Annotated in this window: 24 protein-coding genes; 8 read left to right on the top strand and 16 right to left on the bottom strand. The window is 74.0% G+C overall.

What is annotated here, in order from left to right; translation table 11 throughout:
• Positions 1-320 precede the first annotated feature (320 nt).
• The 4 genes from AC068A_RS01415 to AC068A_RS01400 form a co-directional block, all read right to left on the bottom strand.
• A complete protein-coding gene (locus AC068A_RS01415; RefSeq protein ID WP_478579085.1) occupies positions 321-1037 on the bottom strand; it encodes an RNA polymerase sigma factor in 717 nt (238 codons plus the stop codon).
• Positions 1038-1045: 8 nt separating this feature from the next.
• Positions 1046-1516 carry an LAETG motif-containing sortase-dependent surface protein gene (locus AC068A_RS01410; protein WP_478579082.1) on the bottom strand — a complete coding sequence of 157 codons (471 nt, stop codon included), beginning with the start codon at positions 1514-1516 and terminating at the stop codon, positions 1046-1048.
• 146 nt (positions 1517-1662) lie between these two features.
• Positions 1663-3249 (bottom strand): glycosyltransferase family 2 protein, encoded by a 1587-nt coding sequence (locus AC068A_RS01405; protein ID WP_478579080.1) that lies wholly within the window; start codon positions 3247-3249, stop codon positions 1663-1665.
• 69 nt (positions 3250-3318) lie between these two features.
• Complete coding sequence (locus AC068A_RS01400) at positions 3319-3693, bottom strand: YbjQ family protein (RefSeq protein ID WP_478579078.1); 375 nt, start codon at positions 3691-3693, stop codon at positions 3319-3321.
• Positions 3694-4251: 558 nt separating this feature from the next.
• Here AC068A_RS01400 and AC068A_RS01395 point away from each other — a divergent pair.
• Positions 4252-4992 (top strand): SH3 domain-containing protein, encoded by a 741-nt coding sequence (locus AC068A_RS01395; protein WP_478579075.1) that lies wholly within the window; start codon positions 4252-4254, stop codon positions 4990-4992.
• 43 nt (positions 4993-5035) lie between these two features.
• Here AC068A_RS01395 and AC068A_RS01390 read toward each other — a convergent pair whose 3' ends face one another.
• The 5 genes from AC068A_RS01390 to AC068A_RS01370 form a co-directional block, all read right to left on the bottom strand.
• Positions 5036-5395, bottom strand: coding sequence for an NYN domain-containing protein (locus AC068A_RS01390; RefSeq protein WP_478579072.1), 360 nt, complete (start codon positions 5393-5395; stop codon positions 5036-5038).
• A 21-nt stretch (positions 5396-5416) separates the two neighbouring features.
• The gene (locus tag AC068A_RS01385; protein WP_478579070.1) at positions 5417-6358 is read right to left on the bottom strand and encodes a phosphatase domain-containing protein; all 942 of its coding nucleotides are present in this window, start codon (positions 6356-6358) and stop codon (positions 5417-5419) included.
• A gap of 3 nt (positions 6359-6361) precedes the next feature.
• Positions 6362-7576, bottom strand: a complete 1215-nt coding sequence (locus AC068A_RS01380; protein ID WP_478579067.1) for an RNA ligase — start codon at positions 7574-7576, stop codon at positions 6362-6364.
• A gap of 110 nt (positions 7577-7686) precedes the next feature.
• Complete coding sequence (locus AC068A_RS01375; protein WP_478579064.1) at positions 7687-7818, bottom strand: hypothetical protein; 132 nt, start codon at positions 7816-7818, stop codon at positions 7687-7689.
• 110 nt (positions 7819-7928) lie between these two features.
• Positions 7929-8726: a VOC family protein gene (locus AC068A_RS01370; protein ID WP_478579061.1), complete on the bottom strand. Its 798-nt coding sequence runs from the start codon at positions 8724-8726 to the stop codon at positions 7929-7931.
• Positions 8727-9003: 277 nt separating this feature from the next.
• Here AC068A_RS01370 and qcrB point away from each other — a divergent pair, with 277 nt between their 5' ends.
• Positions 9004-10665 carry a cytochrome bc1 complex cytochrome b subunit gene (gene qcrB / locus AC068A_RS01365; RefSeq protein WP_478579058.1) on the top strand — a complete coding sequence of 554 codons (1662 nt, stop codon included), beginning with the start codon at positions 9004-9006 and terminating at the stop codon, positions 10663-10665.
• Between the two features lie 47 nt (positions 10666-10712).
• Here the strand turns inward: qcrB and ctaF are convergent, their stop codons facing one another.
• The 4 genes from ctaF to AC068A_RS01345 all read right to left on the bottom strand — a co-directional run bounded on the left by ctaF (position 10713) and on the right by AC068A_RS01345 (position 14677).
• Complete coding sequence (ctaF, locus tag AC068A_RS01360) at positions 10713-11102, bottom strand: aa3-type cytochrome oxidase subunit IV (RefSeq protein WP_478579056.1); 390 nt, start codon at positions 11100-11102, stop codon at positions 10713-10715.
• Complete coding sequence (ctaD, locus tag AC068A_RS01355) at positions 11092-12783, bottom strand: aa3-type cytochrome oxidase subunit I (protein WP_478579053.1); 1692 nt, start codon at positions 12781-12783, stop codon at positions 11092-11094. Before ctaD ends, ctaF begins: the two co-directional genes overlap by 11 nt.
• 207 nt (positions 12784-12990) lie before the next feature.
• Complete coding sequence (locus AC068A_RS01350) at positions 12991-14085, bottom strand: carboxylate-amine ligase (RefSeq protein WP_478579050.1); 1095 nt, start codon at positions 14083-14085, stop codon at positions 12991-12993.
• Positions 14066-14677 (bottom strand): type 1 glutamine amidotransferase domain-containing protein, encoded by a 612-nt coding sequence (locus AC068A_RS01345; RefSeq protein WP_478579047.1) that lies wholly within the window; start codon positions 14675-14677, stop codon positions 14066-14068. Before AC068A_RS01345 ends, AC068A_RS01350 begins: the two co-directional genes overlap by 20 nt.
• A 246-nt stretch (positions 14678-14923) precedes the next feature.
• On the opposite strand from AC068A_RS01345, the gene AC068A_RS01340 reads away from it, so the two are divergent.
• Together AC068A_RS01340 and AC068A_RS01335 are read left to right on the top strand one after the other, a co-directional pair.
• Entirely contained in the window at positions 14924-16150 is a 1227-nt protein-coding gene (locus AC068A_RS01340; protein ID WP_478579045.1) for an AI-2E family transporter, read from the top strand.
• Positions 16151-16286: 136 nt separating this feature from the next.
• Positions 16287-17132: a SigB/SigF/SigG family RNA polymerase sigma factor gene (locus AC068A_RS01335; RefSeq protein WP_478579043.1), complete on the top strand. Its 846-nt coding sequence runs from the start codon at positions 16287-16289 to the stop codon at positions 17130-17132.
• A 22-nt stretch (positions 17133-17154) separates the two neighbouring features.
• Here the strand turns inward: AC068A_RS01335 and AC068A_RS01330 are convergent, their stop codons facing one another.
• Positions 17155-17715 (bottom strand): ATP-binding protein, encoded by a 561-nt coding sequence (locus AC068A_RS01330; protein ID WP_478579040.1) that lies wholly within the window; start codon positions 17713-17715, stop codon positions 17155-17157.
• Between the two features lie 83 nt (positions 17716-17798).
• The gene (locus AC068A_RS01325) at positions 17799-19037 is read right to left on the bottom strand and encodes an MFS transporter (protein ID WP_478579037.1); all 1239 of its coding nucleotides are present in this window, start codon (positions 19035-19037) and stop codon (positions 17799-17801) included.
• A 301-nt stretch (positions 19038-19338) separates the two neighbouring features.
• Between AC068A_RS01325 and AC068A_RS01320 the strand changes: the two genes are divergently transcribed.
• The 3 genes from AC068A_RS01320 to AC068A_RS01310 all read left to right on the top strand — a co-directional run bounded on the left by AC068A_RS01320 (position 19339) and on the right by AC068A_RS01310 (position 22717).
• On the top strand, positions 19339-19740 hold the full coding sequence (locus AC068A_RS01320; RefSeq protein WP_478579034.1) for a DnaJ family domain-containing protein: 402 nt from the start codon (positions 19339-19341) through the stop codon (positions 19738-19740).
• Between the two features lie 137 nt (positions 19741-19877).
• Positions 19878-22535 (top strand): SpoIIE family protein phosphatase, encoded by a 2658-nt coding sequence (locus AC068A_RS01315; RefSeq protein ID WP_478579032.1) that lies wholly within the window; start codon positions 19878-19880, stop codon positions 22533-22535.
• Positions 22536-22564: 29 nt separating this feature from the next.
• On the top strand, positions 22565-22717 hold the full coding sequence (locus AC068A_RS01310; RefSeq protein WP_478579029.1) for a hypothetical protein: 153 nt from the start codon (positions 22565-22567) through the stop codon (positions 22715-22717).
• Here AC068A_RS01310 and AC068A_RS01305 read toward each other — a convergent pair.
• Complete coding sequence (locus tag AC068A_RS01305) at positions 22702-23394, bottom strand: TetR/AcrR family transcriptional regulator C-terminal domain-containing protein (protein WP_478579026.1); 693 nt, start codon at positions 23392-23394, stop codon at positions 22702-22704. The genes AC068A_RS01310 and AC068A_RS01305 overlap by 16 nt on opposite strands.
• A 175-nt stretch (positions 23395-23569) precedes the next feature.
• Here AC068A_RS01305 and AC068A_RS01300 point away from each other — a divergent pair, with 175 nt between their 5' ends.
• Entirely contained in the window at positions 23570-25120 is a 1551-nt protein-coding gene (locus tag AC068A_RS01300; protein WP_478579024.1) for an FAD-dependent monooxygenase, read from the top strand.
• Positions 25121-25199 lie beyond the last annotated feature (79 nt).

Below are 25199 nucleotides of genomic sequence, written 5' to 3'. Positions count from 1 at the left end.
CCCCGGGCCCGGCGAACCCGGGTCGGGCGGGGAGGCCGGCGGCACCGGGCGGGCGGGCGGCGACTCCGGGGCCAGGACGGCGTACCCGGCCACGGCCGCGGCCGCCGCGGCCAGTCCCGCCAGCGGCACCGCCCAGCGCCGCGACCGCAGCCACGACACAGGCGCCGGCCGGCGGGTGTGGGGGCCCGGCGGAGCCGCGGGGCGCAGCTCGCGGACGGTGACCGAGGCCGCCCGGGCGTCGAGGGCGGCACGCAGCCTCCGCTCGACCGGGTGCTCACCCGGGTGTCCGCCCGTGGCCCCGCCGGGGCGCTCGCCGTACGTCATATGCGTCCCTCCAGAATCCGTTCCAGCGCGTCCAGGGCGCGGCTCGCGTTCGACTTCACCGCGCCCCGGCTGATCCCGAGGGTGGTGGCGATCTCCGCCTCGCTCAGCTCGGCCCAGTAGCGCAGCACCAGGACCTGTCGGCGGCGCGGGGTCAGCCGGGCGAGCGCGGCGAGGACCTCGCGGTGGGCCTCGTCGAGGACCACGTGCTCCTCCGCGGACGGCAGGTCCTGCGCCGCGGGCGGGGTCCAGGCGCGGGCCGTGCGCCTGCGGCGCAGGACGGACCGGGAGGTGTTGACCACGGCCGTGCGCAGGTAGCCCAGGGCGTTGTCGACCTCGGCGATGTGCTCTCCGTGGCGGCGGTACAGGGCCGTGAAGGCGTCCTGCACCACGTCCTCGGCGGTGGCCAGGTCGTCGACGAGCAGCACGGCCAGGCGGACCATCGGCAGCCGGTGGGCGTGGTAGAGCTCGGAGACCGTCGGGCGCGGCGGATCGCCGTGGTCGGCCCAGGTGCCGTCGTACCCGGACCCGGACCCGCCCCGGTACGCGGACCCGGCCCCGTACGGCGGCGCGGCGGCCTGCGGCGGGACGGCCGGGGCGGGCCGGTCACGGCGCAGAGCCCACGCCCGCAGGCCCCGCCACGCCCGGCCGAGGCCGGGCGCGAGGGGGCGTGCGAGGGGGCGTGCGAGGGGTGCCGGTGGTGCGAGGCGGAGCACGGAAATCCTCAGCCGTTGGCGCGGCGCCGGACGGCGTACAGGGTCCCGCCCCCGGCGGCCAGCAGTACGGCGGCCCCGGCCCCCAGGGCGACGGTGGAGGCGGAGGATCCGGTCTGCGCGAGCTCGTTCCCGGCGGGCGAGGGGGTCGCGGACGGCGTCCGGCCCGGCGGCAGGCTCGGCACCGCGCTGGGGGCGGCGCTCGGCACGGCCGTCGGGGGGACGCTGACCGAGGGCGTCGGCCGGCCGCCCGGGGCGGTGCTCGGCGGCGCGCTCGGCACGGCGCTCGGAGCCGTGCTGGGCACGGGGCTCGGCGGCACGCTGCGCGTCGCGGTGGGCGCGGGCGACGGCGTGGCCGAGGCCGCGTGCGCGGCGGACACCGGCCCGGCGAGGGCGGCCGCCGCCCCGGCGGCCACGACGGCGGCGGCCGCCCGGCGCAGCGGCAGGCGGGTGGGCACGGAAACGCGCTGGGGGTTGGTCACGGTGGTTCTCCACGGTCGGGTCGAGGACGCGGGACGACGCCCTTCACCCCCGCACGACGCGCGACCCCCCGGGAGGTTGCCGCCCTCTGCGGAGAAATTTCTGCGGACTTCCGGGTGGGCGGCGCGCGGCCGGTGCACGTCCGGGTTCACCCCGCCGACAGCGGGATCCGGCGCACGACCTCGAAGCTGAGGTTGCCGTACGCGGTGAAGAAGGGCGCGGCCGCGAGCTCGGTGGCCCCGCCCGCCTCGCGGGCCAGGACCTTGGGCCGGCGGGCCGTCCGGTCCAGCTCCGGCGCGTGCCGGCGGCCCAGCCGGACGGTGCGCGCCACCCCGTCCGCGCGCACCTTCAGGAAGCAGTCCCACAGGCCCGGCGGGAGCGGGTCTCCCCCGGCCACCGTGGCCAGGTCGAACTCCGCCAGGAACCCGGCCATGTCCAGCTCGGGATCGCGCTCGGCGAGTTCGGGGGCCGGGCACGGGGCGGCGGGCACCGCGTACTCGTGTCCCGTCTCCCGCTCGCGCAGCAGGAGTTCGCTGGCCATGCGGTCCGTGCCGAGGCTCTGGATGTAGGCGTGCCCGGCCAGCCGTACCCGGCGCCCCTGCCAGGTCATCGATGACAGCTGGTGCTGGGTCTTCAGCTGCCCGGTCACGTCGAAGAGCACGTCGGGCAGGCCCGCTGCCGGGTCCCGGAAGAGCGGGTAGCAGCGGTACACGCGGCCGTTCTCCACGACCTCCCGCGGCGCCGGCTCCTTCGCCGGGTCGTACTCCATCAGCTGCTCGAAGGCGGGGAGGGGGCCGCAGGCGAAGGCGTACAGCCGGATCCAGTCGATCCGCGGCAGCTCGCCGCCCATGTCGGGCGTCCAGTAGGTCTCCACCAGCGTCCGCGCCCGCGTGTAGACCTCGGCCGTGTAGGCGGGGTCGCCGTGGCGGGCGGCGACGGCCGGCCGCAGGGCCGTGCGCAACAGGCTGCGGAAGTGGCGGCCGAGCATCCGGCGCCGCCCCACCGGGTCCTGCACGCGGTCGGCGACCAGCGCCATGACGCGTTCGATGTGGGCGACGGTCTCGTGGGCGGTGCGGGTGCGCGAGGTGAGGTTGCGGCCGTCGTCGCGGCGGCGCAGGTAGTAGCAGTCGTAGTCGCCCACCACGGATATCCTCCCGGCGGCCAGGAAGACGGAGGTGACGAATATCTGGTCCTCGCCGTACCAGAGGTCCTCCGGGTAGCGCAGTTGCGCGTCCTCGATGGTCCGGCGGCGCATCAGCTTGGCCGAGTGCAGCGAGCGGTAGACCTCCGAGGTGTAGAGGTCGGCCTCGGGGGCGTGCCTGTGGGCCTTCTCGGAGACGGTCCGGCCGAGGCCGACCTGCTTGGCGAGGACGAGGTCGCTGCCCTGGGTGTCGGCCATGGCGACCAGCCGGCGGAGGGCCTCGGGGCCCAGGTAGTCGTCGGCGTCGGCGAAGAAGACGTACCGCCCGCGGGCCAGGTCGAGGGCGCGGTTGCGCGGGCCGCCGGGGCCGCCGGAGTTCGGCTGGTGCACCACGCGGATCCGCGGGTGGAGTGCCGCGAAGCGGTCGAGTTCGGCCCCGCTGCCGTCCGTCGACCCGTCGTCGACGGCGATGACCTCCAGGCGCTCGGACCCGAGTGTCTGCGTCATGACCGATTCGAGGCATTCGGTCAGATACGGCATCGCGTTGTACACGGCGATGATCACGGACACGTCGGGCTCGTACGGGTGGTGCATGCCCTGAGCATAGGGTTCACCGCGCATTGCTCCCGCAGCCGGGATCCGGCCGAGGCGAAGGGGCGGGTGCTACGGGCCGGCCGGGACGAGGGCGACGGCGGTGCCGTACGCACACACTTCCGTGCCCACGTCGGCGGCGTCGGTCACGTCGAAGCGCATCATGAGCACGGCGTTCGCGCCGCGCGCCTTGGCCGCCTCGATGAGCCGTTCCATGGCCTGGTTGCGGGTCTCGACCAGGGTCTTGGTCAGGCCCTTCAGCTCGCCGCCGATCATCGACTTCAGGCCGGCGCCGATCTGGCTGCCCAGGTGGCGGGAGCGGACGGTGAGGCCGAAGACCTCCCCGATCACCCGCTCCACCCGGTATCCGGGGACGTCGTTGGTCGTCACGACCAGGACTCCGGTCTGCTGGGCCCCGGGGCCGCCGGAATAGTCGTCGATACCCATGGCACCCACTGTGGCGGGGGGGGGGGGGGGGGGGGGGGGGGGGGGGGGGGGGGGGGGGGGGGGGGGGGTTGGGGTGCCTCACCCCCCCCTCCCCCCCCCCCTCCCCCCCCCCCCCCCCCCCGCCCCCCCCCCCCCCCACCCCCCCCCCCCCCCCCCCCCCCCCCCGCCGGGTGTCGGCCGGATGCCGGACCGGTTCCGCCGCCAACCTCCTTGACTACGCCCCCGGTTGTACAGGAGGGCCGTCCTGGGGTGTAGGTGGTTTTCACCCTGCGGAGGGGTGAGCGCGGCGGCCCCGTCCGCGTACATTCGCCGTGCCGGCGGTGTCCGGCACCGGCCCCGGTCTCCGGGGCCCTGGTGCGAGGCCGTGCCCGTACGGGGGGCGGGCACGGCCCCACATAGACCAAAGCGTACATATGGGGCATTTCGGACGAAACGGCGGAGCGGCATCGAGGCGGCGCGATACGCCCTCGTCATAGTCGTCCCTGGCGACCGCCCGGTCGCCGCTGCGGACCGCGGCGCATCGCGGCCGAGCGGATGCCAACACAGAGGAGCCAGCACATGCTGAAGCCCACCCGGACCGTCCTCGCTCTCGCCGCCGGAAGCCTGGTGCTCGGCTTGGGCGGCGCGGGCGCCGCCGTCGCGGACGGGGGCCGGGGCGGCGACCAGTCGTCGCACGACCTCCGCCTCGTCGAACCGGAGCACGGGTCGTCTGGTACGTACCAAGACGAGCACTACACCGTCGGCAAGGTCGTCTCCCACAGCTCGCTGCAGCTCAGGAGCCAGCCGACCACCGACTCGGCCTCCGTCGGCGAGGTCAAGTCGGGCAGCAAGGTCGCGATCCTGTGCAAGGTGACCGGCCAGAAGGTCGACGGCAACAGCGTCTGGTACCGCCTCCTGGTGGAGGAGGACGAGGAATCCCACAAGGGCCGGAAGGACAAGGAGCGGGAGAACAAGCGCAAGGACCAGCGGGACGAGCGCGAGCAGCGGGAGCACGACCCGCGGGAAGAGTACGACCCGCGTGAGTACGACCCGCGGGAAGAGTACGACCCGCGTGAGCACAACCAGCGGGAAGAGTACGACCCGCGTGAGCACAACCAGCGCGAACAGCGGCACCAGCGCGAGGAGTACCCCGGCGGCTGGTCGGCCGAGGAGGAGGACGAGTTCGGAAAGCACTACGGCGAGGAGAGGGCCGCGTCCGCCAAGCGGGCGAGCGACGGCAAGGGTGAGGAGGACAGCCACGAGGTCTGGGTCGCCGCCCGTTACGTGAAGAACCTGGAGCAGGTCGACACCTGCGACTGACCCGCCCGAACCCCGGAGTCCCCGGACTCCCCCGGCTCCCCGGTCAGTCCTCCGGGCGTACGGCACGCGGCCCCACGCACTGCGCTCCGTACGCCCGGACCCGTTCCCGCAGCTCCCGGTCCGCCGTGACCACGGTGCAGCCGCCCCCGCTGTCCGCGAAGGAAGCCACCAGCTCCACGATCCGGTCGTCGCCGCTGCCGGGCGCCGAGTCCACCCGTACTCCGGGCACGGACTCGACCCCCCGGGCGGCGCCCTCGACGACGAGGACGACCTCCTCACCCGCCACCGGCCGACGCCGCGCCAGCCGGTCGCGCAGCCGTTCGGCCGCGCCCCGCCGGTCGCGCCACCAGCCGTCCGGGACGGACCCGACGACGTTGGCGCCGTCCACGATCAGCACGCTCACGGTCCCAGTATGGGCGGCCGGCTAGAAGTCGCCGTAGTTGACCTGCCAGGTGGGCAGGCCCATCCGGCGCCAGACCGCGACCACCCGGTCCCGGTCGTCCAGCGACACCCGCACCGCGTACCGGTGCCGCACGTGGGCGTCGAACAGCTCGGCCTTCACGACGTCGTCGCGGCGGGTGTCCCCGGCCGGGCGCATCCACAGCTCGTCGTACGGCACCCCGTGGCGGGCGAGCCACGCCTCGGTCTGCGGACGGTGCTCCTCGCCGCGCCCGGACAACAGCACGATGGTGTCGCCCTCGGCGCGCCGGAAGGCGTCCAGCGCGTAGCGCACCGGCTCGTTCAGCCCGTCGATCTCGCAGCGCGAGAAGTCGTACGGGTTGCGGTCGCCGGTCAGGGCGAGGGTGCCGTCGATGTCGCACATCACCGCCGGGGGCAGCGACGGGTCGGCCACGTACGGCTGCACGGCCGGCTCGTCGTTCAGCCACTCCGCGGTGAGCCGCCACCCGCCCTTGCGGGCACTGGCGTGCTTCTCGGCGAGGATCCGGATGACCTCCTCGCCGACCGGCCGCTCGCGCTCGGCGTCGCGGCGCAGGCACTCCTCCACCGGCACGTGGGTGAAGTCGTGCACCACGAAGGCGGCCCGCCCGGCGACCGCGGCCTTGAGCCGCTTGGGGATGTGCGAGGTCAGGTGGGTGTTGTCGACGACGACGTCGAAGCCGTCCTCGACGGCCGCCCTGACCGCCGCGTCCTGGATGGCCAGGACGGTCTGCTCGTGCCGGTACGAGCGGCCCCGCCCGGGGTCGGGCACGTCGAGCATGGTGCGCAGGTCGTCGAGGTTGACGCGGCGCATCCGGCCCGCGGCCTCGGACTGAAGGGCGCGCGCGGCGGTGGTCTTCCCCGACGCCGGCAGCCCCGTCATGACGTGGACGACGGGGCGTGCGGGCTCCTCGGGTCGTGCGGACACTGGTCAGTTCTCCTCATCGGTCGTGAACGGGTCGGACGCCTGCGGCCGCAGGTGGCGCCACACGGCGAGCTCGGTCGGACGGTTGTCCAGACGCAGGAACACCGCCGCGCGGATCCCGCTGTCGGGCAGCGCCTTCGCGGCGCGCGCGAAGGCGCCCCGGTCGGAGGCGAGGTGGGCCAGCTGCCCGAAAGCCTCGTCGATGGCCTGCTCGCGCCGTGCGGCCTCGTCCTCGAGGCGGGCGATGACCTCGCGCACCCAGGCGTCGAACTCGTCGGGCACCTGCTCCAGCAGCGCGTCCAGCGGCTTGCCGCCCGAGGCCCCGACCTCGGCGAGGGGGCAGCCCAGCGCCTGTGCGACCTGCGGGGCGGGCAGGTCGGCGAACCGCTGAATGCCGTGGCTGCGCCAGATGTCCCGCTCCGTGACGCCGGTCAGCACCTTGTGCAGGCGTACGTATTCGGACAGCTTGGCCTTCGCGCGCACGCCGGAGGCGAAGCGCAGCACGAAGCCCTCGGCATCGGTGCCGGTGGCGGCGCGGCCGCCGGGCATCGTGCTCGCCTCGGTCAGCGCGACGAGCTCGTCGATCGGCATCGCGGGCCACAGGGTGACGACCGATCCGATGCCCTCCCAGTGGCCGGCGGCCTCGGCGAGCGGGACCTCGGTGCCGTCGGGGCCGAACGCGGCGAGGAGCACCAGGTCCCGCCGGTCGCCGTAGTCGACGACGATACGATTCTGCGGGTACAGGATCTCGGCGAGGTAGGTCGTGCCGGGCACGAGGGCCGAGGTGTCCCGGCCGTCGAGGCGGCGCTGCGCCCAGACCGCCTGCGTGCTGATGAACGAGCCCTTGGACGCGACGCGCCAGGCGCCCGCGTAGTGGAAGACCACGGCGAGGCTGCCGTCGACCTTCTCGTACACCTCGAACGGCTCCTCGGGCAGGGCCGGGGCGTAGGGCTGTCCGGACTCGTGCTCGCCGACGTTGAAGAACTTGGGCAGCGGCAGGGCGACGACGGCACCGGTGGTGTCGTCGGCGACGAGTCCTCGGCAGCGGACGGTCACCTGGTTCCAGACCCGCTCGTACTGTGCCGTCCGGGTGTACGTGTAGATGGACAGCGGCAGTTCGGGGTGTGTCTTGCGGCTGACGTGGCCGGCGTCGATGGCTGCCGCCAGCTCCTGCCGCGGCATCAGGTCGTCCAGAGTCAGGTAGGCCTGGCTGTGGCCCATGGGGTCCCCTCCCGTTTCGAGATGTCTCATTCTCGACTGCGGGAGGGAGTGCTCGGTACCGAATTACCGCTGGTCACGGAGGTGCGAGGACGGCGCCGTCCCCGATGGGGTCAGTGGGAGACGCAGAGTTCGCCGCCCTCCGGGTCGGTCAGGGCGGTCCGGGTGAACGGGCCCTGGCGGGCAGCTCGGCGGGCAGCGCGGGCCGGGGAGGGCACCTCCCGGCCGATCAGGTACAGGCCCACGGAGAGACGGAGGGGATGCCGGGGGCCATGACGGCGCAGCCGGGGGCCGGGGCGGGTCCGTGCACCACGCCGGGCCGGGCCGGGCCGGGAGCGCAGCCGCTCTACCCGCGTCAGCCGGCCTGGGCCCGGGCGGCCGTCAGGGTGAGCATGGCGCCCTCGGGATCGCGGATGGTGACCCAGCGCTCGGCGGCGCTGGAGACGATCGTCGACAGGGTGGTCCCGCCGGCCGCGATGGCCGCGTCGATGGCCTCGTCGAGGTCCGCGACGCCGAAGTAGACGTGCCAGCGGGGCCTGGACTCGGGGGCGTGCGATGCGGCGTCGGGGCCGAGTCCGCCGTTCAGCCGGGCGACGGGCTCGCCGGCCTGCCGCAGCACGACTTGGTCGTCCTCGTACGAGACCTCGCAGCAGCCGACACGGCCGGTGGCCCATTCCAGGATCTCGCCGTAGAACATCGCGGCCTCGAAGGCGTCGCGGGTGCGCAGTTCCAGCCAGGCCGGCGCCCGGCCGCGGCCCACCCGCCATTCGGAGGAGACCCTGCCCTCCCAGATGCCGAAGACGGCGCCGTCCCGGTCGGCCGCGACGGCGCCCCGGCCGCCGCCGGCGAAGGTGACGGGGCCGACGGCGATCGTGCCGCTGCGCTCGCGGATCCGGTCAGTGGCCACGTCGGCGTCGTCGACGGCGAAGTACGGCGTCCAGGTCGGGGCGACGGCCAGGTCGCCGGCCAGTGCCCCGATGCCGGCAACGGCCACCCCCTCCAGTTCGGCGATGGCGAACGCGTCGCCCAGGCGGGCGGGCCGGAACTTCCAGCCGAGGACCGCGCCGTAGAACTCCTGTGCCTGTTGAAGATCGCGGGCCATCAGGCTCACCCAGCACGGGGCGCCGAAGACCTCTCTCGTAGAAATCTCCACGACTCACGCTCCGTCCTTGTCCCGCCCCCATCCTCGCGTCAGGGGAGGTGGCCCGCACGTCGGGCACGTCGGGCACGTCGGCGAGGGAGCACGGACACCCCTGTCCGCGCGCCCATCCGGTGGTGGTACCACCATCATGCGCCTCGGACCGGGAGCCCGTGTCTGAATTGATCCGCATTGACCACTTTCTGTAGCGTTGCGGCTACTCCGGGCGCCTCGCCCGGCCCTCCCCTCCCCCTCCCTGCGACGGCGAGGGCTCCGACAGGAGGTGCACCGGGTGCGGGCGTCGACGCGGACGACAGGACGGAAGGCCAGGGCGCGGCGCGCGGTGGTGCGCGGGGCGGAGGGTCTGGACGCTCGGCTCCCGCTGGCGGAGCTCACCCGGTCGGTGCTGCGCAAGGTCTTCCCCGACCACTGGTCGTTCCTGCTGGGCGAGATCGCCCTGTACAGCTTCGTGGTGCTGATCCTGACCGGGGTGTACCTCGCCTTCTTCTTCGACCCGTCGATGGCCGAGGAGGTCTACCGGGGCTCGTACGAGCCGCTCCAGGGCGTGCTGATGACCCGGGCGTTCGACTCCACGCTGCGGATCAGCTTCGACGTGCGGGGCGGGCTGCTGGTCCGCCAGATGCACCACTGGGCGGCCATCGTGTTCGTCGCCGCGATCGGGGTGCACATGCTGCGCGTCTTCCTCACGGGCGCCTTCCGCAGGCCGCGCGAGCTCAACTGGACGATCGGCGTCACCCTCTTCCTGCTGGCGCTGCTGGAGGGGTTCGCCGGCTATTCGCTCCCCGACGACCTGCTGTCGGGCACCGGTCTGCGGATCGCCCAGGGGATCATGCTGTCCGTTCCGGTCGTCGGCACGTACCTGAGCATGCTGGCCTTCGGCGGCGAGTTCCCCGGCGAGGACCTCTTGCCGCGGCTGTACGCCCTGCACATCCTGCTCGTCCCGGGCCTGCTGGTGGCCCTGGTCACCGTGCACGTGCTGCTGGTCTTCGTGCTGAAGCACACCCAGTGGCCCGGCCGCGGCAGGACCGGCCGCAACGTCGTCGGCCTGCCCTTCTTCCCGAACTACGTGGCCAAGTCCGGCGGGCTGTTCCTGGCCGTGGCCGGCGTGCTCGCGGTCCTCGGGGGCGTCGCGCAGGTCAACCCGATCTGGGTGTACGGCCCGTACCGGCCGGACCTGGTCTCCACGGGCGCCCAGCCGGACTGGTACATCGGGTTCCTGGAGGGGGCGCTGCGGCTGATGCCGGGCGTGGAGACCCGCGTCTGGGGCCACACGGTGAGCTGGAACCCCCTGGTCACCGCGGTGGTCCTGCCGGGACTGCTGTTCGCGGTGCTGTTCGCCTACCCCTACTTCGAGCGCTGGATCACGCCCGGGCCGGGCGAGCGGCACCTGTGCGACCGGCCGCGCGACCGGCCGGTGCGCACCGGGCTGGGGATCGGTGCACTCTCCTGCTACGCGGTGCTGCTCGTCGCGGGCGGCCAGGACATCCTGGCGTTCGTCTTCGACGTGCCGGTCGCCGGGGTGACCTGGACGCTGCGGGTGGCGTTCTTCGCCGTGCCGGTTGCGGTGTTCTGGACGATCCGGCGGCTGTGCCTGGCGCTCCAGGCGCGGGAGGCCGCGGAGCTGGCCGGGGGCACCGAGTCGGGGCTGGTGGTCCAGGGGGTGGAGGGCGGCTTCCACCCGCAGCACCGGGCACTGTCGGCCGACGAGCGCTACGGATTGCTCGTACGGGAGCGGCCGCGGCCCCAGTCGGCGGGCCCGGCGCCGGCGGCCGGTGCGGGGCGGCCGCGGCGCCTGGCGCAGCGAACGCGGTCCGCGCTCTCCGCCTGGTACTACGCCGACCGGGTCCGCTACCCGGCGACGGCCGGGCAGCGCCGCACGATCGAGGACATCCTGGCCGGACCGGGCCGGCAGCCGCCCTCGGACGGGGCCTGAGGACCCGGCCCCGTAGCCGGATCCGCCCCGGGCCGGGGCGGATCCGGCTACTGCGGGTGGTCGAGGGTGCGGAAGGCGAAGCCGACCACCGCGGGCAGCAGGATGCCGAACCCGATCAGGCACAGCCACAGCCCCTGGACCACACCCAGGCCGATCAGGGCACTGCCCGCGGCCGCCGTGACCGGCAGGTAGGTGCGGGCCGGGAAGAACTCGCGCCGCCCGCCCGCCTCCTGCACCTCGGCCGTCCTGCGGTCCTCCGGCCGGCGGCCGCCGCGCCGGTACTGCCGCCACAGGAACGCGGCGACGAGGGCCGTCATGAGGAACGAGACGGCCAGGGCGGCGGTGCCCGCCGGCTCCCCGGAGAACCAGGCGTAGACGGCCATGGTGACCGCGAAGAACAGGGCGCTGCCGGTGAACAGCCAGGCCTCACCCTTCACGGGTCACCTCCGGGTGGTGCAGGTCGAAGGCCGGGGATTCGGAGCGGATCCGCGGCAGGGTGTGGAAGTTGTGCCGGGGCGGCGGACAGCTGGTCGCCCATTCGAGTGAGCGCCCCCAGCCCCAGGGGTCGTCGACGGTCACCCGCGCGCCGCGGGTCTGCGTCCGCCACACGTTGTAGAGGAACGGCAGGGTGGACAGCCCCAGCAGGAACGCCCCGATGGTGGAGACCGAGTTGAGGACCGTGAACCCGTCCCCGGCCAGGTAGTCGGCGTACCGGCGGGGCATGCCGGCCTCGCCGAGCCAGTGCTGGACGAGGAAGGTGGTCTGGAAGCCGATGAAGAGGGTCCAGAAGTGGATCCGGCCGAGCCGCTCGTCCAGCATCCGGCCGGTGAGCTTGGGCCACCAGAAGTAGAAGCCGGCGAAGGTCGCGAAGACGATCGTGCCGAACAGGACGTAGTGCAGGTGGGCGACGACGAAGTAGCTGTCCGTCAGATGGAAGTCCAGCGGCGGGGAGGCCACGAGGACGCCCGTCAGCCCGCCGAGGAGGAAGGTGACGAGGAAGCCGACGGACCACAGCATCGGGGTCTCGAAGGAGAGCGAACCGCTCCACATGGTCCCGATCCAGTTGAAGAACTTCACCCCGGTCGGTACGGCGATCAGGAAGGACAGCAGGGCGAAGAACGGCAGCAGCACCGCGCCCGTCGCGAACATGTGGTGCGCCCACACGGTCGCGGACAGCCCGGTGATGGCGATGGTGGCGGCGATCAGGGAGGCGTAGCCGAACATGGGCTTGCGGCAGAAAACGGGCAGGATCTCGCTGACCACCCCGAAGAACGGCAGGGCCACGATGTAGACCTCCGGGTGGCCGAAGAACCAGAAGAGGTGCTGCCACAGCAGGGCGCCCCCGTTGGCCGCGTCGAAGACGTGCGCGCCGAACTTCCGGTCCGCTTCGAGGGCCAGCAGGGCGGCGGCGAGCACGGGGAAGGCCAGCAGCGCCAGGATCGACGTGAACAGCACGTTCCAGGTGAAGATCGGCATGCGGAACAGGGTCATCCCGGGCGCGCGCAGGCAGACGATGGTGGTGATGAAGTTGACCGCGCCGAGGATGGTGCTCACACCGGACACCGCCAGCCCCATCACCCACAGGTCGGAGCCGGGGCCGGGCGCGTACACGGCCCCGTTGAGCGGGGCGTACGCGAACCAGCCGAAGGCGGCCGCCCCTTGCTCGGTGAGGAACCCGGACACGACCATCAGGCCGCCGAAGAGGTACACCCAGTACGTGAACGCGTTCAGCCGGGGGAAGGCGACGTCGGGCGCGCCGATCTGCAGCGGCATGACCGCGTTGGCGAAGCCGGTGAAGGTCGGGGTGGCGAACAGCAGCATCATCACCGTGCCGTGCACGGTGAACAGCTCGTTGTACTCCTGGCTCGACAGGATCTGATGGCCGGGGCGGGCGAGTTCGGCCCGCATGAGCAGGGCCAGGACCCCGGCGAACAGGAAGAAGGCGAACGCCGTCACGAGGTAGAGGTTGCCGATCACCTTGTGGTCGGTGGTCGACAGCCAGCGCAGCACCGCCGCGCCCTGTCCGATGCGCCGTTCGGTGCGCTGCCCGGCCGCCGGCCGGGCGGACCCCTCGGGCACGGAGGGCGCCCCGTGGGGTGAGGGGTCCACCGACGTCATCCGTCCTCCCGAGCCTCGCCACCGCACCGCGGCCCGGCGGCCGCCGTACCGGTACCCCCTCTGCTACAGGCTGCGGGGGCGCGGCGGGGTGGCGGCGCGCCGCAAAGTGGCCCGGTCGGACCGGTCCGGCCGGGCGCCGCGGGCGGGCGCCGGGCGCGGGCCGGCCGGCGGGGCCGGCGGGCGGGGCGTACCGCCGCGGGCGCCGGGTCAGTCCGCGCCGTCCTTGGTGGTGATGAGGTCGGTGAGGGCCTGTATCCCGCCGTCGGTGAAGGCACGGCGCTGCCGGTCCGCGGGGGTGCCCTGCTGGAGCAGCCGGTGCAGCAGGGCGCTGACCTCCCGCAGGTCCCCGGCCTCCTCCAGGGCCGGGGTGATGTGCTGGACCAGCATGTACAGCACGTCCCCGGCGCTCTGCCGGTGCCCGTGCGGGTCCAGGAGGGTGCCGCCCAGGCCGTACCGCGCCGCGTGCCACAGGGAGGCCTGGAGCAGTTCGGGGGCGCAGCAGGGCGGCGGGGCGCCCGCCTTCTCCTCGTTGACCGCGGTGGTGATCAGGGCCCGGACGATGCCGGCGAGCAGCACGGCGTCGTCGGCCTCCAGCTGCACGTCCAGGCACCGCACCTCGATCGTGGGATAGCGGTCGGACAGCCGCGCCTGCCAGTACAACTGGCCCCGGTCGGCGATCATCCCGGACTCCACGAGCGCGTCGACCCGCTGCTCGTAGTCGGCGACCGAGTCGAAGTGCGGCGGCAGGCCGCTGACCGGCCAGCGGCCGAAGACGATGGTGCGCCAGCTCGCGAAGCCGGTGTCGCGCCCGTCCCACATGGGCGAGTTCGCGGACATCGCGAGCAGGGTCGGCAGCCAGACCCGCAGCCGGTTCATGGCGGCCACGCCGCTGTCCCGGTCCGGGATCGCGACGTGTACGTGCATGCCGTTGATCAACTGCTCGTCGACCAGCCGGCCGGCCTCCTCGCGCATCTTCAGGTACCGGGTGTCCCGGGTGACCGGCACCGGCACGCCGTCCCGGAGCGGCACCGTGGCGGTCTTGGCGACCAGGCAGCCCTCCTGTTCGGCGGCGGCCGCCACGGCGTGCCGCAGCCGCAGCAGGTGGCCGCCCACCTCCTCCAGGTCCGTGCAGATGGGCGTGGCCACCTCCACCTGCGCCTGGAGCAGCTCGTGCTGGACCTCACCCTCGTCCACCCAGGCCCCGAGGCCCGCCCGGGTCCGTACCTCCTCGGCGCAGGCCACCGGGAGGTGGGTGGCGGGGTCCAGCAGTACGTACTCTTCCTCAACCCCGACCGTGGTCATGTCCCGCCGAACTCCTCGCCGAAGTACCCGCCTCGAACCCCGTGTCGAACTCCCTGTCGAACTCCTTGACGAGCGCCCCGCAGAAGGCGTCCAGGTCCGCCGGTTTTCGGCTGGTGACGAGGGTGGCCGGGGCGGCGCGGCACACGTGGACCTCCTCGTCCACCCAGGTGCCCCCGGCGTTGCGGATGTCGGTCGCCAGGCTCGGCCACGAGGTCAGCGTGCGGCCCCGTACGACATCGGCCTCGACCAGGGTCCAGGGCGCGTGGCAGATCGCCGCGACCGGTCTGGCCGCGTCGAAGAAGCGCCGGACGAACCGGACGGCCCCCTTGTGCAGGCGCAGGGCGTCCGGGTTGGCCAGGCCTCCGGGCAGGACGAGCGCGTCGAAGCCGTCCGCGGCTGCGGCCGCGTCGTCCCCGAGCACGTCGTCGACGTGGTGGCGGCCGGCCTTCTCCAGGTGCCGGAAGGCGCGGACCTCCCCCGGCTTCGTGGAGACCAGCCGCGGTTCCCAACCGGCGTCGAGCACGGCTTTCCACGGCTCGATGAGCTCGATCTCCTCGACGCCCGCGGGCGCGGTCAGAAAAGCGATGCGCACCAGGCTCACTTCCTTCGGTCCGGGGCCCGGGCGGCCGGTGCCCCCGGTGGGTTCCGCGCCTGCCCGGTAGGACTCACCTCAAGCATGGCAGGGATGCCCGCCCGCGGAACTCCGGGAATGCGGGCATCCGGCGGCCGGCGGCCACCTTCGGGCGAATCTGCCGGCGGGTGCGTGCGCCGTCCGGCCCTGCGTGGCACCTCACAGGGCGACAGACCTTCGCCACCGGCAGAGGCGGTACACGCGTAGATGAGCAGGCGATCCGCGGCACGGCCGGACCGCCGCCCGGCGGGGCCGCGCGGGGACGGCCCGCGCTCCTCCGTCCGGGTGGCGGCCCGCCGCACCCGCTCCCGGTACGGGCCCGGGGCCCGGGCCGGGGCCGGTGCGCGCGGCCGCAGGCCGCCGACCGCCGGCTGGGGCAGGGGCACGGGCCCGGGCGCGGTGTCGCCGCCGCTGCGGACGGCCGCGGCGTACGCCTGGCGGCTGCTGGTGGTCGGCGCGGCCGTGTACGCGGTCTTCGCGGTCCTGGGCCGGTTCCACGAGGTGGCGGTGGCCGTCTTCCTCGGCCTGGTCGGGGCCGCGCTGCTGCGTCCGCCGGCGGACCTGCTGGACCGGTGGATGCCGCGCCCGCTGGCGGTGGCCTGCGCGGTCGTCGGGAGCATCGTGCTCCTGACGGGTGTGCTCGCCGGCATCGGCGAGACGGTGGCCGTGCAGTGGGAATCGCTGGTCGCGGAGTTCCGGGTCGGCCTGGGCCGGCTCCAGGAGTGGCTGGACCGGGCGCCGTTGGGACTGGCCCCCGACGCGCTGACCGACCTGCGGGAGCGGATCGGCTCGTACCTCACCAGCCACCGCACGTCGCTGCTCAGCACGGCCGTGGACAGCGCGGGCCGGGTGGCGCACGCGCTGGCCGTCGGGGCGCTGGGGCTGTTCTGCGCGGTGTTCTTCATCGCGTCGGGCGAGCGGCAGTGGAACTGGCTGTGCGGCCAGCTCCCGCCGGGCGGGCGGGACCGGGCCCGGGTCGCCGGCCGGGCGGCGTGGCGGGCGTTCACCGGGTACACCCACGGGATCCTGCTCGTCGCCGCGACGAACGCGGTGCTCGTCGGCGTCGCGCTGTACGCCCTGGGGGTCCCGCTGGCGGTGCCGCTGGCGCTGCTGGAGTTCTTCCTCGCGTTCATCCCGCTCATCGGGTCCCCGATCGCCCTGGCGGTCGCCGTGGTCGTCGCGCTGGCGTCCAGGGGGCCACTGGTCGCCGCCCTCGTGGTCGGGCTGATCGTGCTCATCGGGCAGCTCGAGGGGCATGTGCTGCACCCGATGGTGATGAGCTGGGCGGTACGGCTGCACCCGGTCGTCGTGGCGCTGTCGGTGGCGGCGGGGACCATCGCCGCGGGGCTGGTGGGCGCGGTGGTGGCCGTACCCCTGGTGTCGGTGGTGTGGGCGGTCCGCCTGTCCCTGCGGAACCGGTCCGGCGGGGCCTGATCCGGGGGCCTGATCCGGGGGCAGGTCGGACGGGCTGCTTTCACGGCGGTCCGCTGCGGGTATATCCCTCAGGAAAGCTCACGAGACGGCCGGGTCGTACAGCGGTGCGGCGCGACCACCCGTCGGAGGAGCCGACATGCTGCATGCCGAGGCCACCGAAGGAATCCCGCAGGACACGCTGAGTGTGAGCACCGGCGAGGCCCGCGCCCTGTCGGAGACCCTTTTCCGCAGACTGCGGGCCCTGGAGGAAGGCACGGCCGAGTACTCCTACGTGCGCAACACCCTCGTGGAACTCAACCTCAGCCTGGTGAAGTACGCCGCGCGCCGCTTCCGCGGCCGCAGCGAGCCCATGGAGGACATCATCCAGGTCGGGACGATCGGCCTGATCAAGGCCATCAACAGGTTCGACCCGGAGCGGGCCGTGGAGTTCACCACGTTCGCCCTGCCGACCATCACCGGGGAGATGAAGCGGTTCTTCCGTGACACCAGCTGGGCCGTCCGGGTGCCCCGGAGGCTTCAGGAGCTGCGGATCGGCGCCGCGAAGGCGCACGACGCCCTGGAACAGGACCTGGGCCGCGAGCCCACGGACGGCGAGGTCGCCGAGCACCTGCACGTGAGCGAAGAGGAGTTCGCAGAGGGGCAGAAGGCGGCGCACGCGTACTCGGCGCGCTCCCTGGACGCGCCGGCGCGGGAGGACGGAGACCGGCAGCCGGGATCCGAGCGGCCCTCGCTCGGCGAGGAGGAGACGGCGTACGACCGCATCGAGTGCCTGGAGTCCCTCAAGCCGGTGCTGGCGGCGCTTCCGGCGCGCGAGCGCACGCTGCTGTCGCTGCGGTTCGGGGACGAGCTGACCCAGTCCGAGATCGGGGAGCGGCTGGGGCTCTCCCAGATGCACGTCTCGCGGCTGCTCAGCCGGACCCTGGCCGCGCTGCGGGCGAGCCTGCTCGAGGACGGACCCGTGACCGCTCGAGACGACCCGTGACCGCGCTTCCGACGCGCTGCGTCTAGCGCTGTCCCTTCGGGAGCGGTGTCTGGCGCTGTCCTCCCTTCGGGAGCGGCGACGGGACCTCCGCCGGGAGCGGTGACGGGACCTCCGCCCAAACCGTCTTGCCGGTTCCGTCCGGGCGGGGCTCCCAGCCCCAGGCCCGGGCGAGCCGATCCACCACCAGCAGGCCGTGCCCGCCGGGGAGGGCGGGGTCCGCGGCCGTTCGGCCGCGGCGGGGGCGCTCGGGGCTCCCGTCGCCGACCTCCACCCGGAGCCGGTCGGAGGTGCGGCGCAGGACCAGCTCGCTGGGGCCGCCCGCGTGCACGCAGGCGTTGCTCACCAGTTCGGAGACCATCAGCAGCACGTCCTCGACGGCTTCGACCCGGTCCGCGTCCTCGCCGTCCGCCTCGCCGCCGTACTGCCCGTCGGCATGTTGCCCGTCGGCGGCCTCCCGGTCGTCACCGGGCGGTCGGGCGATCCACTGCCAGGCGGTGAGAGCGGCCAGGGTGAAATCGCGGCAGCGGGCCACAACGCCTCCGGTTCCGCCGCCGAGAGTCAGCCTGCGGGTCTCCTCGCTCATGGCATGGTCCCCGTTCCTCCTTGCCGCGCGACCTGCCGAAATCCGCCTACCCGGCCGGGCCGAGAACATTCGCCGGGGCGGGTTCAGGCGACGGGCGCGGCGCCCGCGCCCGCCGGGAGCCGGGGCCCGGCGGGCGCGGCCAGGACGGTGTCCAGCCGGCGGAGGGCGGCCCTGCGCTGGACGAGGGACAGCCCTGCGACCGCCGCGCCCAGGGTGACCCAGCCGGCCGGCCCGCCTGCCATGACGGCGCCGGTCAGCAGCAGCGGGCCGACGGCTTTCTGCACCGACGGGGAGATCCCGGCCACCCCCAGGTACGAGGCCCTCGCCTGCCGGGGCGCGAGCGACACCGCGAGTTCCCAGGAGCTCACGGAGCGCACCAGCTCCGCCGCGGTGACCAGCACCGCGGCGGCCAGCAGGGCGAGCGAGGCGGCCCAGGCTCCGTGGGCGGGGGTGAGGGCGACGACGGCGCAGCAGGCGAGGAGGAAGAGCCCGTACCAGGCGGCGGCGCGGGCGGCCTGGTGTGGCTGTTCGACCTTGGCTGACACGGTCAGCTGGAGGGCGACGACGAGCACGGTGTTGGTCGCGAGGATGGCCGGCACGAGGGCGTGGGGCGCGTCGGTGTGGTGGACGAGCCACAGCGGCAGTCCGACGTTGAGGATGGCGTCGTCGAGGTTCAGCGGGATGTCGAGCAGCACGAAGCGGAGGTAGCCGCGGTCCCGCCACGGGCTCTGCCCGCCGCCCGCGGGCGCGCTCTGCGCGGCCGGGGCCGTCGCGGTCAGGCGGCCGTGGCCGTGCGGCTCCCGGGTGCGCCACACCAGTACCGCGGCCGCCAGGAACGAGACCGCGTTGCCGAGGATGAGGCAGGCGTACGCCTCCCGGGTCCCGACGGCGAGGCCGAGGGCGGCGATGCCCGCGCCGATGGCGTAGCCGGCGTTCGCCGCGCTGCGTGAGAGGGCCTGGTAGGTGGCGCGCCGCTCGCCTGCGACCCGGGTGGCGAAGAGCATCTCCAGCGTCTTGGCGGCGCGGTCCCCGAGGTGGGTGAGGGCGACCACGAGCACCAGCACGTCGAACCGGGTGACCGCGAGCAGGGCGCAGAGAGCCGCGAGGCGGACGAGGTGACAGGCGATGAGCAGCGGGCGCAGCGGGAAGCGGTCGGCGAGGTGTCCGGCGAGCGGTGATCCGGCGATGCCCGCGATCGCGCCGGCCCCGAGCAGCAGGCCCAGCTGCCGGGCGTCGAGTCCGACGGCGAAGGTGAAGAACAGGACGGAGGAGGCGGCCCATACGCCGGTACCCGTCCGGTCCAGGAGCTGGCCGAAGAGCATGATCCGGGCGTCGCGGCCGCCGGGCGGCCGGCGCAGCTGTGCGATCAGGCCCCTCCGGCCTACGTCTTCCCCGCCGGTATGTCCCCCGCCGCGCCGCTTCATGCCAGGCCTCCGAGTCCCCCGTGAAAGGTATCTCGATGTCGAGATACCTCGTGGCAGCCTGCCGGACATCAATCTCGACGTCAAGATACTTAGCGCCGCGCTACGCTACGCTGGCGCCAGAGGCCGCAGCGGGCCGAAGGGCCAGGGGAGTTGGGCCCGGGGGGCCTGGGGCCGGGGCACCGGAGCCGAGGGAGGAACCGTGACCGAGCGCAAGCCACCGGGCGTCGGCTTCGAGTCCTGGGTGGACCGGCAGATCCGCGAGGCCGCCGAGCGCGGCGCGTTCGACCGGCTGGAGGGCATGGGCAAGCCGCTGGCCTCCGCCGACGCCCCGTACGACGAGATGTGGTGGGTCAAGGAGAAGCTGCACCGCGAGGGGTTCGCCGCCCTGCCGCCGGGCCTCGCCCTGCGCAAGGAGGCCGAGGACGCGATGGAGGCGGTGCGCGCGGCCCGCTCGGAGCGGCAGGTGCGCGCCATCCTCGCGGAGATCAACGAGAAGATCCGCGCGGCCCTGCGCAGGCCGCCGCCCGGGCCGCCGCTGCGCCTGGCCGTCTTCGACATCGAGGAGGTCCTCGCCTTCTGGCGCGCGGGGCGCACCGGCTGACCCGCGGGCCGGGGCCGGGGCCGGCGGCATCGGGGGCGCGGCGCCGACGTGCCCGTCCGGTACTCCCGGCCGACAGCCATAGACAGTGCTACAAATGGTCTCGTGGCCCATCCTTGCAACCCGTACCGGGGACGTCGGTGCGGTCACTGAGCGGGAAGCGCCCGCGGAGCGTCGCCAGACAGGTATTCGTCCTTCAGGTGGCGATCGTGGTGCTGCTCGCCGCCGGTGCGGTGCTGGCCCTCGTCCTCCAGTCCCGCCACGACGTCGACCGGGAGGCCCGCAACCGGTCCGTGGCCGTCGCCGAGACCTTCGCGCACTCCCCCGCACTGCGCGAGGCGCTGCGCTCCCCGGACCCGTCCAAGGCCCTCCAGCCATTGGCGGAGCAGACACGGAAGGCCGCCGGGGTCGACTTCATCGTCGCGATGGACACCAACGGCATCCGGTACTCCCATCCGCTGCCCGACCGGATCGGCAAACGCTTCGTCGGAACGATCGAGCCCTCGCTGCAGGGCCGCGTGCACACCGAGAGCGTGGAGGGCCCGCTGGGCAAGGAGATCCAGGCGGTGGTGCCCGTCTTCTCCGAGGGCGACAAGGGGAAGGTCGAGGCGCTGGTGTCGGCGGGCCTCACCGTGGAGAACGTGACCGGCGTCGTCGACCGGCAGCTCCCGGTGATCCTCGGCACCAGCGCGGCCGGCCTGGCCCTCGCCACCGCCGGCGCCGCACTGATCAGCCGGCGCCTGCGCCGCCAGACCCACGGCCTCGGCCCGCTCGAGATGACCCGGATGTACGAGCACCACGACGCGGTGCTGCACTCCGTACGCGAAGGGGTACTGATCACGGACGGCGGCGGGCGGCTGCTCCTCGCGAACGACGAGGCGAAACGGCTCCTCGGCCTGCCGCCCGACGCGGAGGGCCGGCACATCCGCGAGCTCCCGGAGCTCGACGGGCACCTGGCCGACCTGCTGCTCTCCGGCCGGGAAGCCACCGACGAGGTGGTGGAGGCCGGAGAGCGGCTGCTGGTCATCAACCAGCGGCGGACCCGGCCCTCGGGCAGCAGGGCCGAGGGCATGGCCGTCACCATCCGGGACTCCACCGAGATGCAGGTCCTGACCACCCGGGCCGAGGCCGCCCGCAGACGGCTGAGGCTGCTGTACGACGCCGGGGTCGGCGTCGGCACCACCCTCGACGTGGAGCGGACCGCCCAGGAGCTCGCCGACGTCGCCGTACCCCGCTTCGCGGACTTCGTCACCGTCGACCTCGCAGAACCGGTCCTGCTGGGCGACGAGCCGACCGCCGCGGCCGTCGACCTGCGCCGCACCGGCGTGAGCGGCATCCGCGACGACGTTCCCCTCTACCCCCGCGGCCGGCTGATCGACTTCCTGCCCTCCACCCCGCAGGCGCGCGGACTCAGCAGCGGCAAGGCCGAGGTGATCGCCGACCTGGCCGACGCCCCCGGCTGGCACGCGCAGGACCCGCCGCGCGCCCGGGCCATCATCGAATACGGGGTCCACTCCCTGATCACGGCCCCGCTCAAGGCCCGCGGCGTCGTCCTCGGCGTGGTCAACTTCTGGCGCTCCGAGAAGCCGGAGCCGTTCGACGAGGAGGACCTCTCGCTCGCCGAGGAGCTCGTCGCCCGGGCCGGGGTCAGCATCGACAACGCCCGGCGCTACACCCGCGAGCACGCCCTCGCCGTCGCCCTCCAGCACAGCCTGCTGCCGCGCGACCTGCCCGAGCAGAACGCCGTCGAGGTCGCCCACTACTACCTGCCCGCGCAGTCCGGCGTGGGCGGCGACTGGTTCGACGTGATCCCGCTCCCCGGCGGCCGGGTCGCGCTCGTCGTCGGCGACGTGGTCGGCCACGGACTGCACGCCGCCGCGGCCATGGGCCGGCTGCGGACCGCCGTACTGAACTTCTCCTCCCTCGACCTGCCGCCCGACGAGCTGCTGGCCCGCCTCGACGACCTCGTGCAGTACACCGACCAGAGCGGGGAGGGGGACGGAGCCGAGGGCGGCCTGCTCGGGGCCACCTGCCTGTATGCCGTCTACGACGCCGTGGCCCGGCGCTGCACGGTGGCGCGCGCGGGCCACGTACCGCCGGCGGTGGTGTACCCGGACGGCCGGGTCGAGACGCCCGACCTGCCTGCCGGAGCGCCCCTGGGGCTCGGCGGGTTCCCCTTCGAGGCGGCGGAGCTGGAGCTCGCCGAGGGCAGCCAGCTCGTGCTGTACACCGACGGGCTGATCGAGGACCGCGCCCGCGACATCGACGAGGGCCTCGACCTGCTGCGTTCCGCGCTCGCCCACGCCGACCGCAAGCCGGAGGACACCGTCCAGGCGGTGCTGCAGGAACTGCTGCCGGTGCGGGCACGCGACGACGTGGCCCTGCTGGTCGCGCGGACCTCGGTACTGTCGGCGGACCGGATCGCCGAGTGGGACGTGCCGTTCGAGCCGAGCGCGGTCGCGACGCTGCGCGCGGTCGCCATGGAGAAGCTCGACGAGTGGGGGCTGTCGGAGCTGTCGTTCAGCACCGAGCTGGTGCTCAGCGAGCTCATCACCAACGCGATCCGGCACGGCGCGGAGCCGGTGCGCGTACGCCTCCTCCGCGACCGGGTGCTGACCTGCGAGGTCTTCGACGGCAGCAGTAGCTCGCCGCGCCTGCACTACGCGACGACCACCGACGAGGGGGGCCGCGGACTCTTCCTGGTGGCCCAGCTCAGCCGGCGGTGGGGGGCGCGGTACACGCCGGAGGGGAAGGTCATCTGGTCGGAGCAGCCGCTGCCGGGCGACGGGGAGGACTGAGCGGGCCTCCGGGCGACGGGCCGGGACCGGTGGCCGACGGCCCGCGCCGGGGTGTGCTCCGGAGCCGCCCCGCCCTCGCGGTCACCGCGCTCGACGGCATCACGGCCATCCGGTTCGAGGCGCCGGCCGTGGCGGTCCCGCTGTGGCCGGCGCGGGCGTACGGAGGTCAGCTCGCGCCGTAGCGTGCGCCGATGCCGTCGAGGATGAGCTGGAGCCCCTCCTCGAACTGGGCGTCGTAGTCCTCGAAGAGGTGCGTTCCAGCGGCTGCGGCGAGCGGGTAGTCGGCGAGGCGCTCGCCGCGTTCGGCCAGGTCGAAGCCCTCCCGCCGCTCGCCCGGGACGGGGTGGACGCCCTGCTCCTCCGTGACGAAGCCCAGGGTGTAGACGAAGGTCGTGGCGAGGGCGCGGACGGCCTGCGGCAGGTCGAGGCCGGCCTCCTGAAGGGCCCGGAGGTGGGCCTCCACCTGTTCGCCGTGCCCGGTGCCGGTGAAACGGGAGCCGCTGAAGACGCGCGCGCCGTCGCGGTAGGAGAGCAGCGTGCGCCGCAGGTGGCGGTTGCCGGCCAGCATCATCGCGCGCCAGGCGGGCCCGTCCGCTCCGGCCTCGTGCGGCTGCGGCACGGCCGCCGGGTCGGCGGTCATGCGCCGGTGCATCTCGGTGGCCATCTCGTCGATGAGCTCTTGCTTGTTCTTGAAGTGCCAGTACAGCGCGGGAGCCTTCACATCCAGTTCGGCCGCGATGGCCCGCAGGGTGAGCTTCTCCAGCCCCGTCTCGTTCAGCAGGCGCAGGGCGGCCTCGGCAACGGTTTCGCGGCTCAGCGGCGGGACGCGGGGCGGCGTGCGGTCGGGCTTGGGGGTCATCGCCGGCCTCTCTCCTGCGGGCGCGCGGACGTGCGGCGTCCGGATCATCGGGGTTGACAGCTTAACAACGTTAAGGACATCCTGGTGACATCAGCTCCTTAACGACGTTAAGGAGAGTGGGAGCGGGGAAGCGGGGCGGGCGCGCAGTGCGCCCGGACGACGAACGGGGATGACGATGAGCACGAAGGCGAACGCAGGGGTGAGCGGGGCCCGGAGCGGGGACGTGGACGTGGACGGGGCCGGAGGCGCGGACGGGTCGGGCGGCGGGACCGATGTGCTGGTGGTGGGCGCGGGCCCGACCGGCCTGGCCCTGGCCTGCTGTCTGGCGCGGCGGGGTGTGCGCCCGCTGGTGGTGGAGCGGGCGGCGGGGCTGTTCCCTGGCTCGCGCGGCAAGGGCATCCAGCCGCGGACGCTGGAGGTCTTCGACGACCTCGGCGTGCTGGAGGAGGTACTGCGCCGGGGCGGCCCGGCCCCGGTCGGGATGGCCTGGCAGGACGGCGTACGGCTCGGCGAGCACAACATGTTCGACGAGGCGGACCCCACCGAGCAGGACCCGTATACGGGCCCCTGGATACTGCCGCAGTGGCGTACGCAGGAGATCCTCCTGGCCCGCCTGCGGGAACTGGGCGGTGACGTGCGGTTCGGCACGGAGCTCACCGCTCTCACGCAGGACTCCGACGGCGCCGAGGCCCTCCTCTCGTCGGACGGCGGCCCGGCCGCAGCGGTCCGCGCGCGGTACGTGGTCGGCGCCGACGGCGGCCGGTCCACGGTCCGCCGGCTCACCGGCATCAAGATGTCCGGCGAACGCATCGACCCCACCCCGCTGGTCGTGGCCGATGTGGTCGTCGACCACCTGGACCGCGACAACTGGCACCTCTTCCCGCCGGCCGAGGACGGCAGCCGGGGCTTCGCCGCCCTGTGCCCGCTGCCCCACACGCAGGAGTTCCAGTTCGTCGGCCAGTACCGCGAGGTGCGCGCCGACCTCTCCGCCGACGACATCCGCGCCCTGGTCGCCGAGCTCACCCACGTCCGGGCCGAGGAGGTCCGGGAGGTTCGCTGGGCCTCGGACTTCACGGTGAACGCGGCGCTCGCCGACCGGTTCCGGGAGGGGCGGGTCTTCCTGGCCGGCGACGCCGCGCACATCCACTCCCCCGCCGGCGGCCAGGGCCTCAACACCAGCGTCCAGGACGCCTATAACCTGGGCTGGAAGCTCGCCGCCGTGCTGTGCGACGGCGCGCCCGAGGCCCTGCTGGACACGTACGAGGAGGAGCGCCTGCCCGAGGCGGCCGCCGTGCTGGGACTGTCCACGCGCATCCACCGCGGCGAGGCGCGCCGCGGGGCCGCCACCCGCCAGCTCGGCATCCACCACCGGGGCTCGTCGCTCTCCCGCGAGAACCGGTCCGGCCTGCCTGAGGAGGCCCTCACCGCGGGCGACCGCGCCCCCGACGGCCGGCGCGACGGGCTGCGGCTGTTCGACACCTTCCGGGGACCGCACTTCACCCTGCTCGCCGTCGACACCGACCTGCCGGAGCAGCTCCCGCCGCTGCCGCAGCTGCGTACGGCCCGCATAGGCGCCTACGAGGGATACGGCCGCGGACTGTTCCTGATCCGCCCCGACGGCTACACGGCCTGGGCCGCGTACTCGGCCGCCGAAGCGGCCGACCTGGCGGACTGGTCGACCCAGGTCACGGGCCCGGCGGCAACTCCCATACCGGCCGCCGGCTGACCGCCGGAGCCGGATCGGGACGGCTGCGCGGCGGCGGGGCCGCACAGTGCCCGGTCGGGCGGACGGTTCGGGCGACCCC

Source organism: Streptomyces sp. NPDC043854, assembly GCF_056436005.1.
This window is presented reverse-complemented; position numbering and strand designations above follow the sequence as displayed.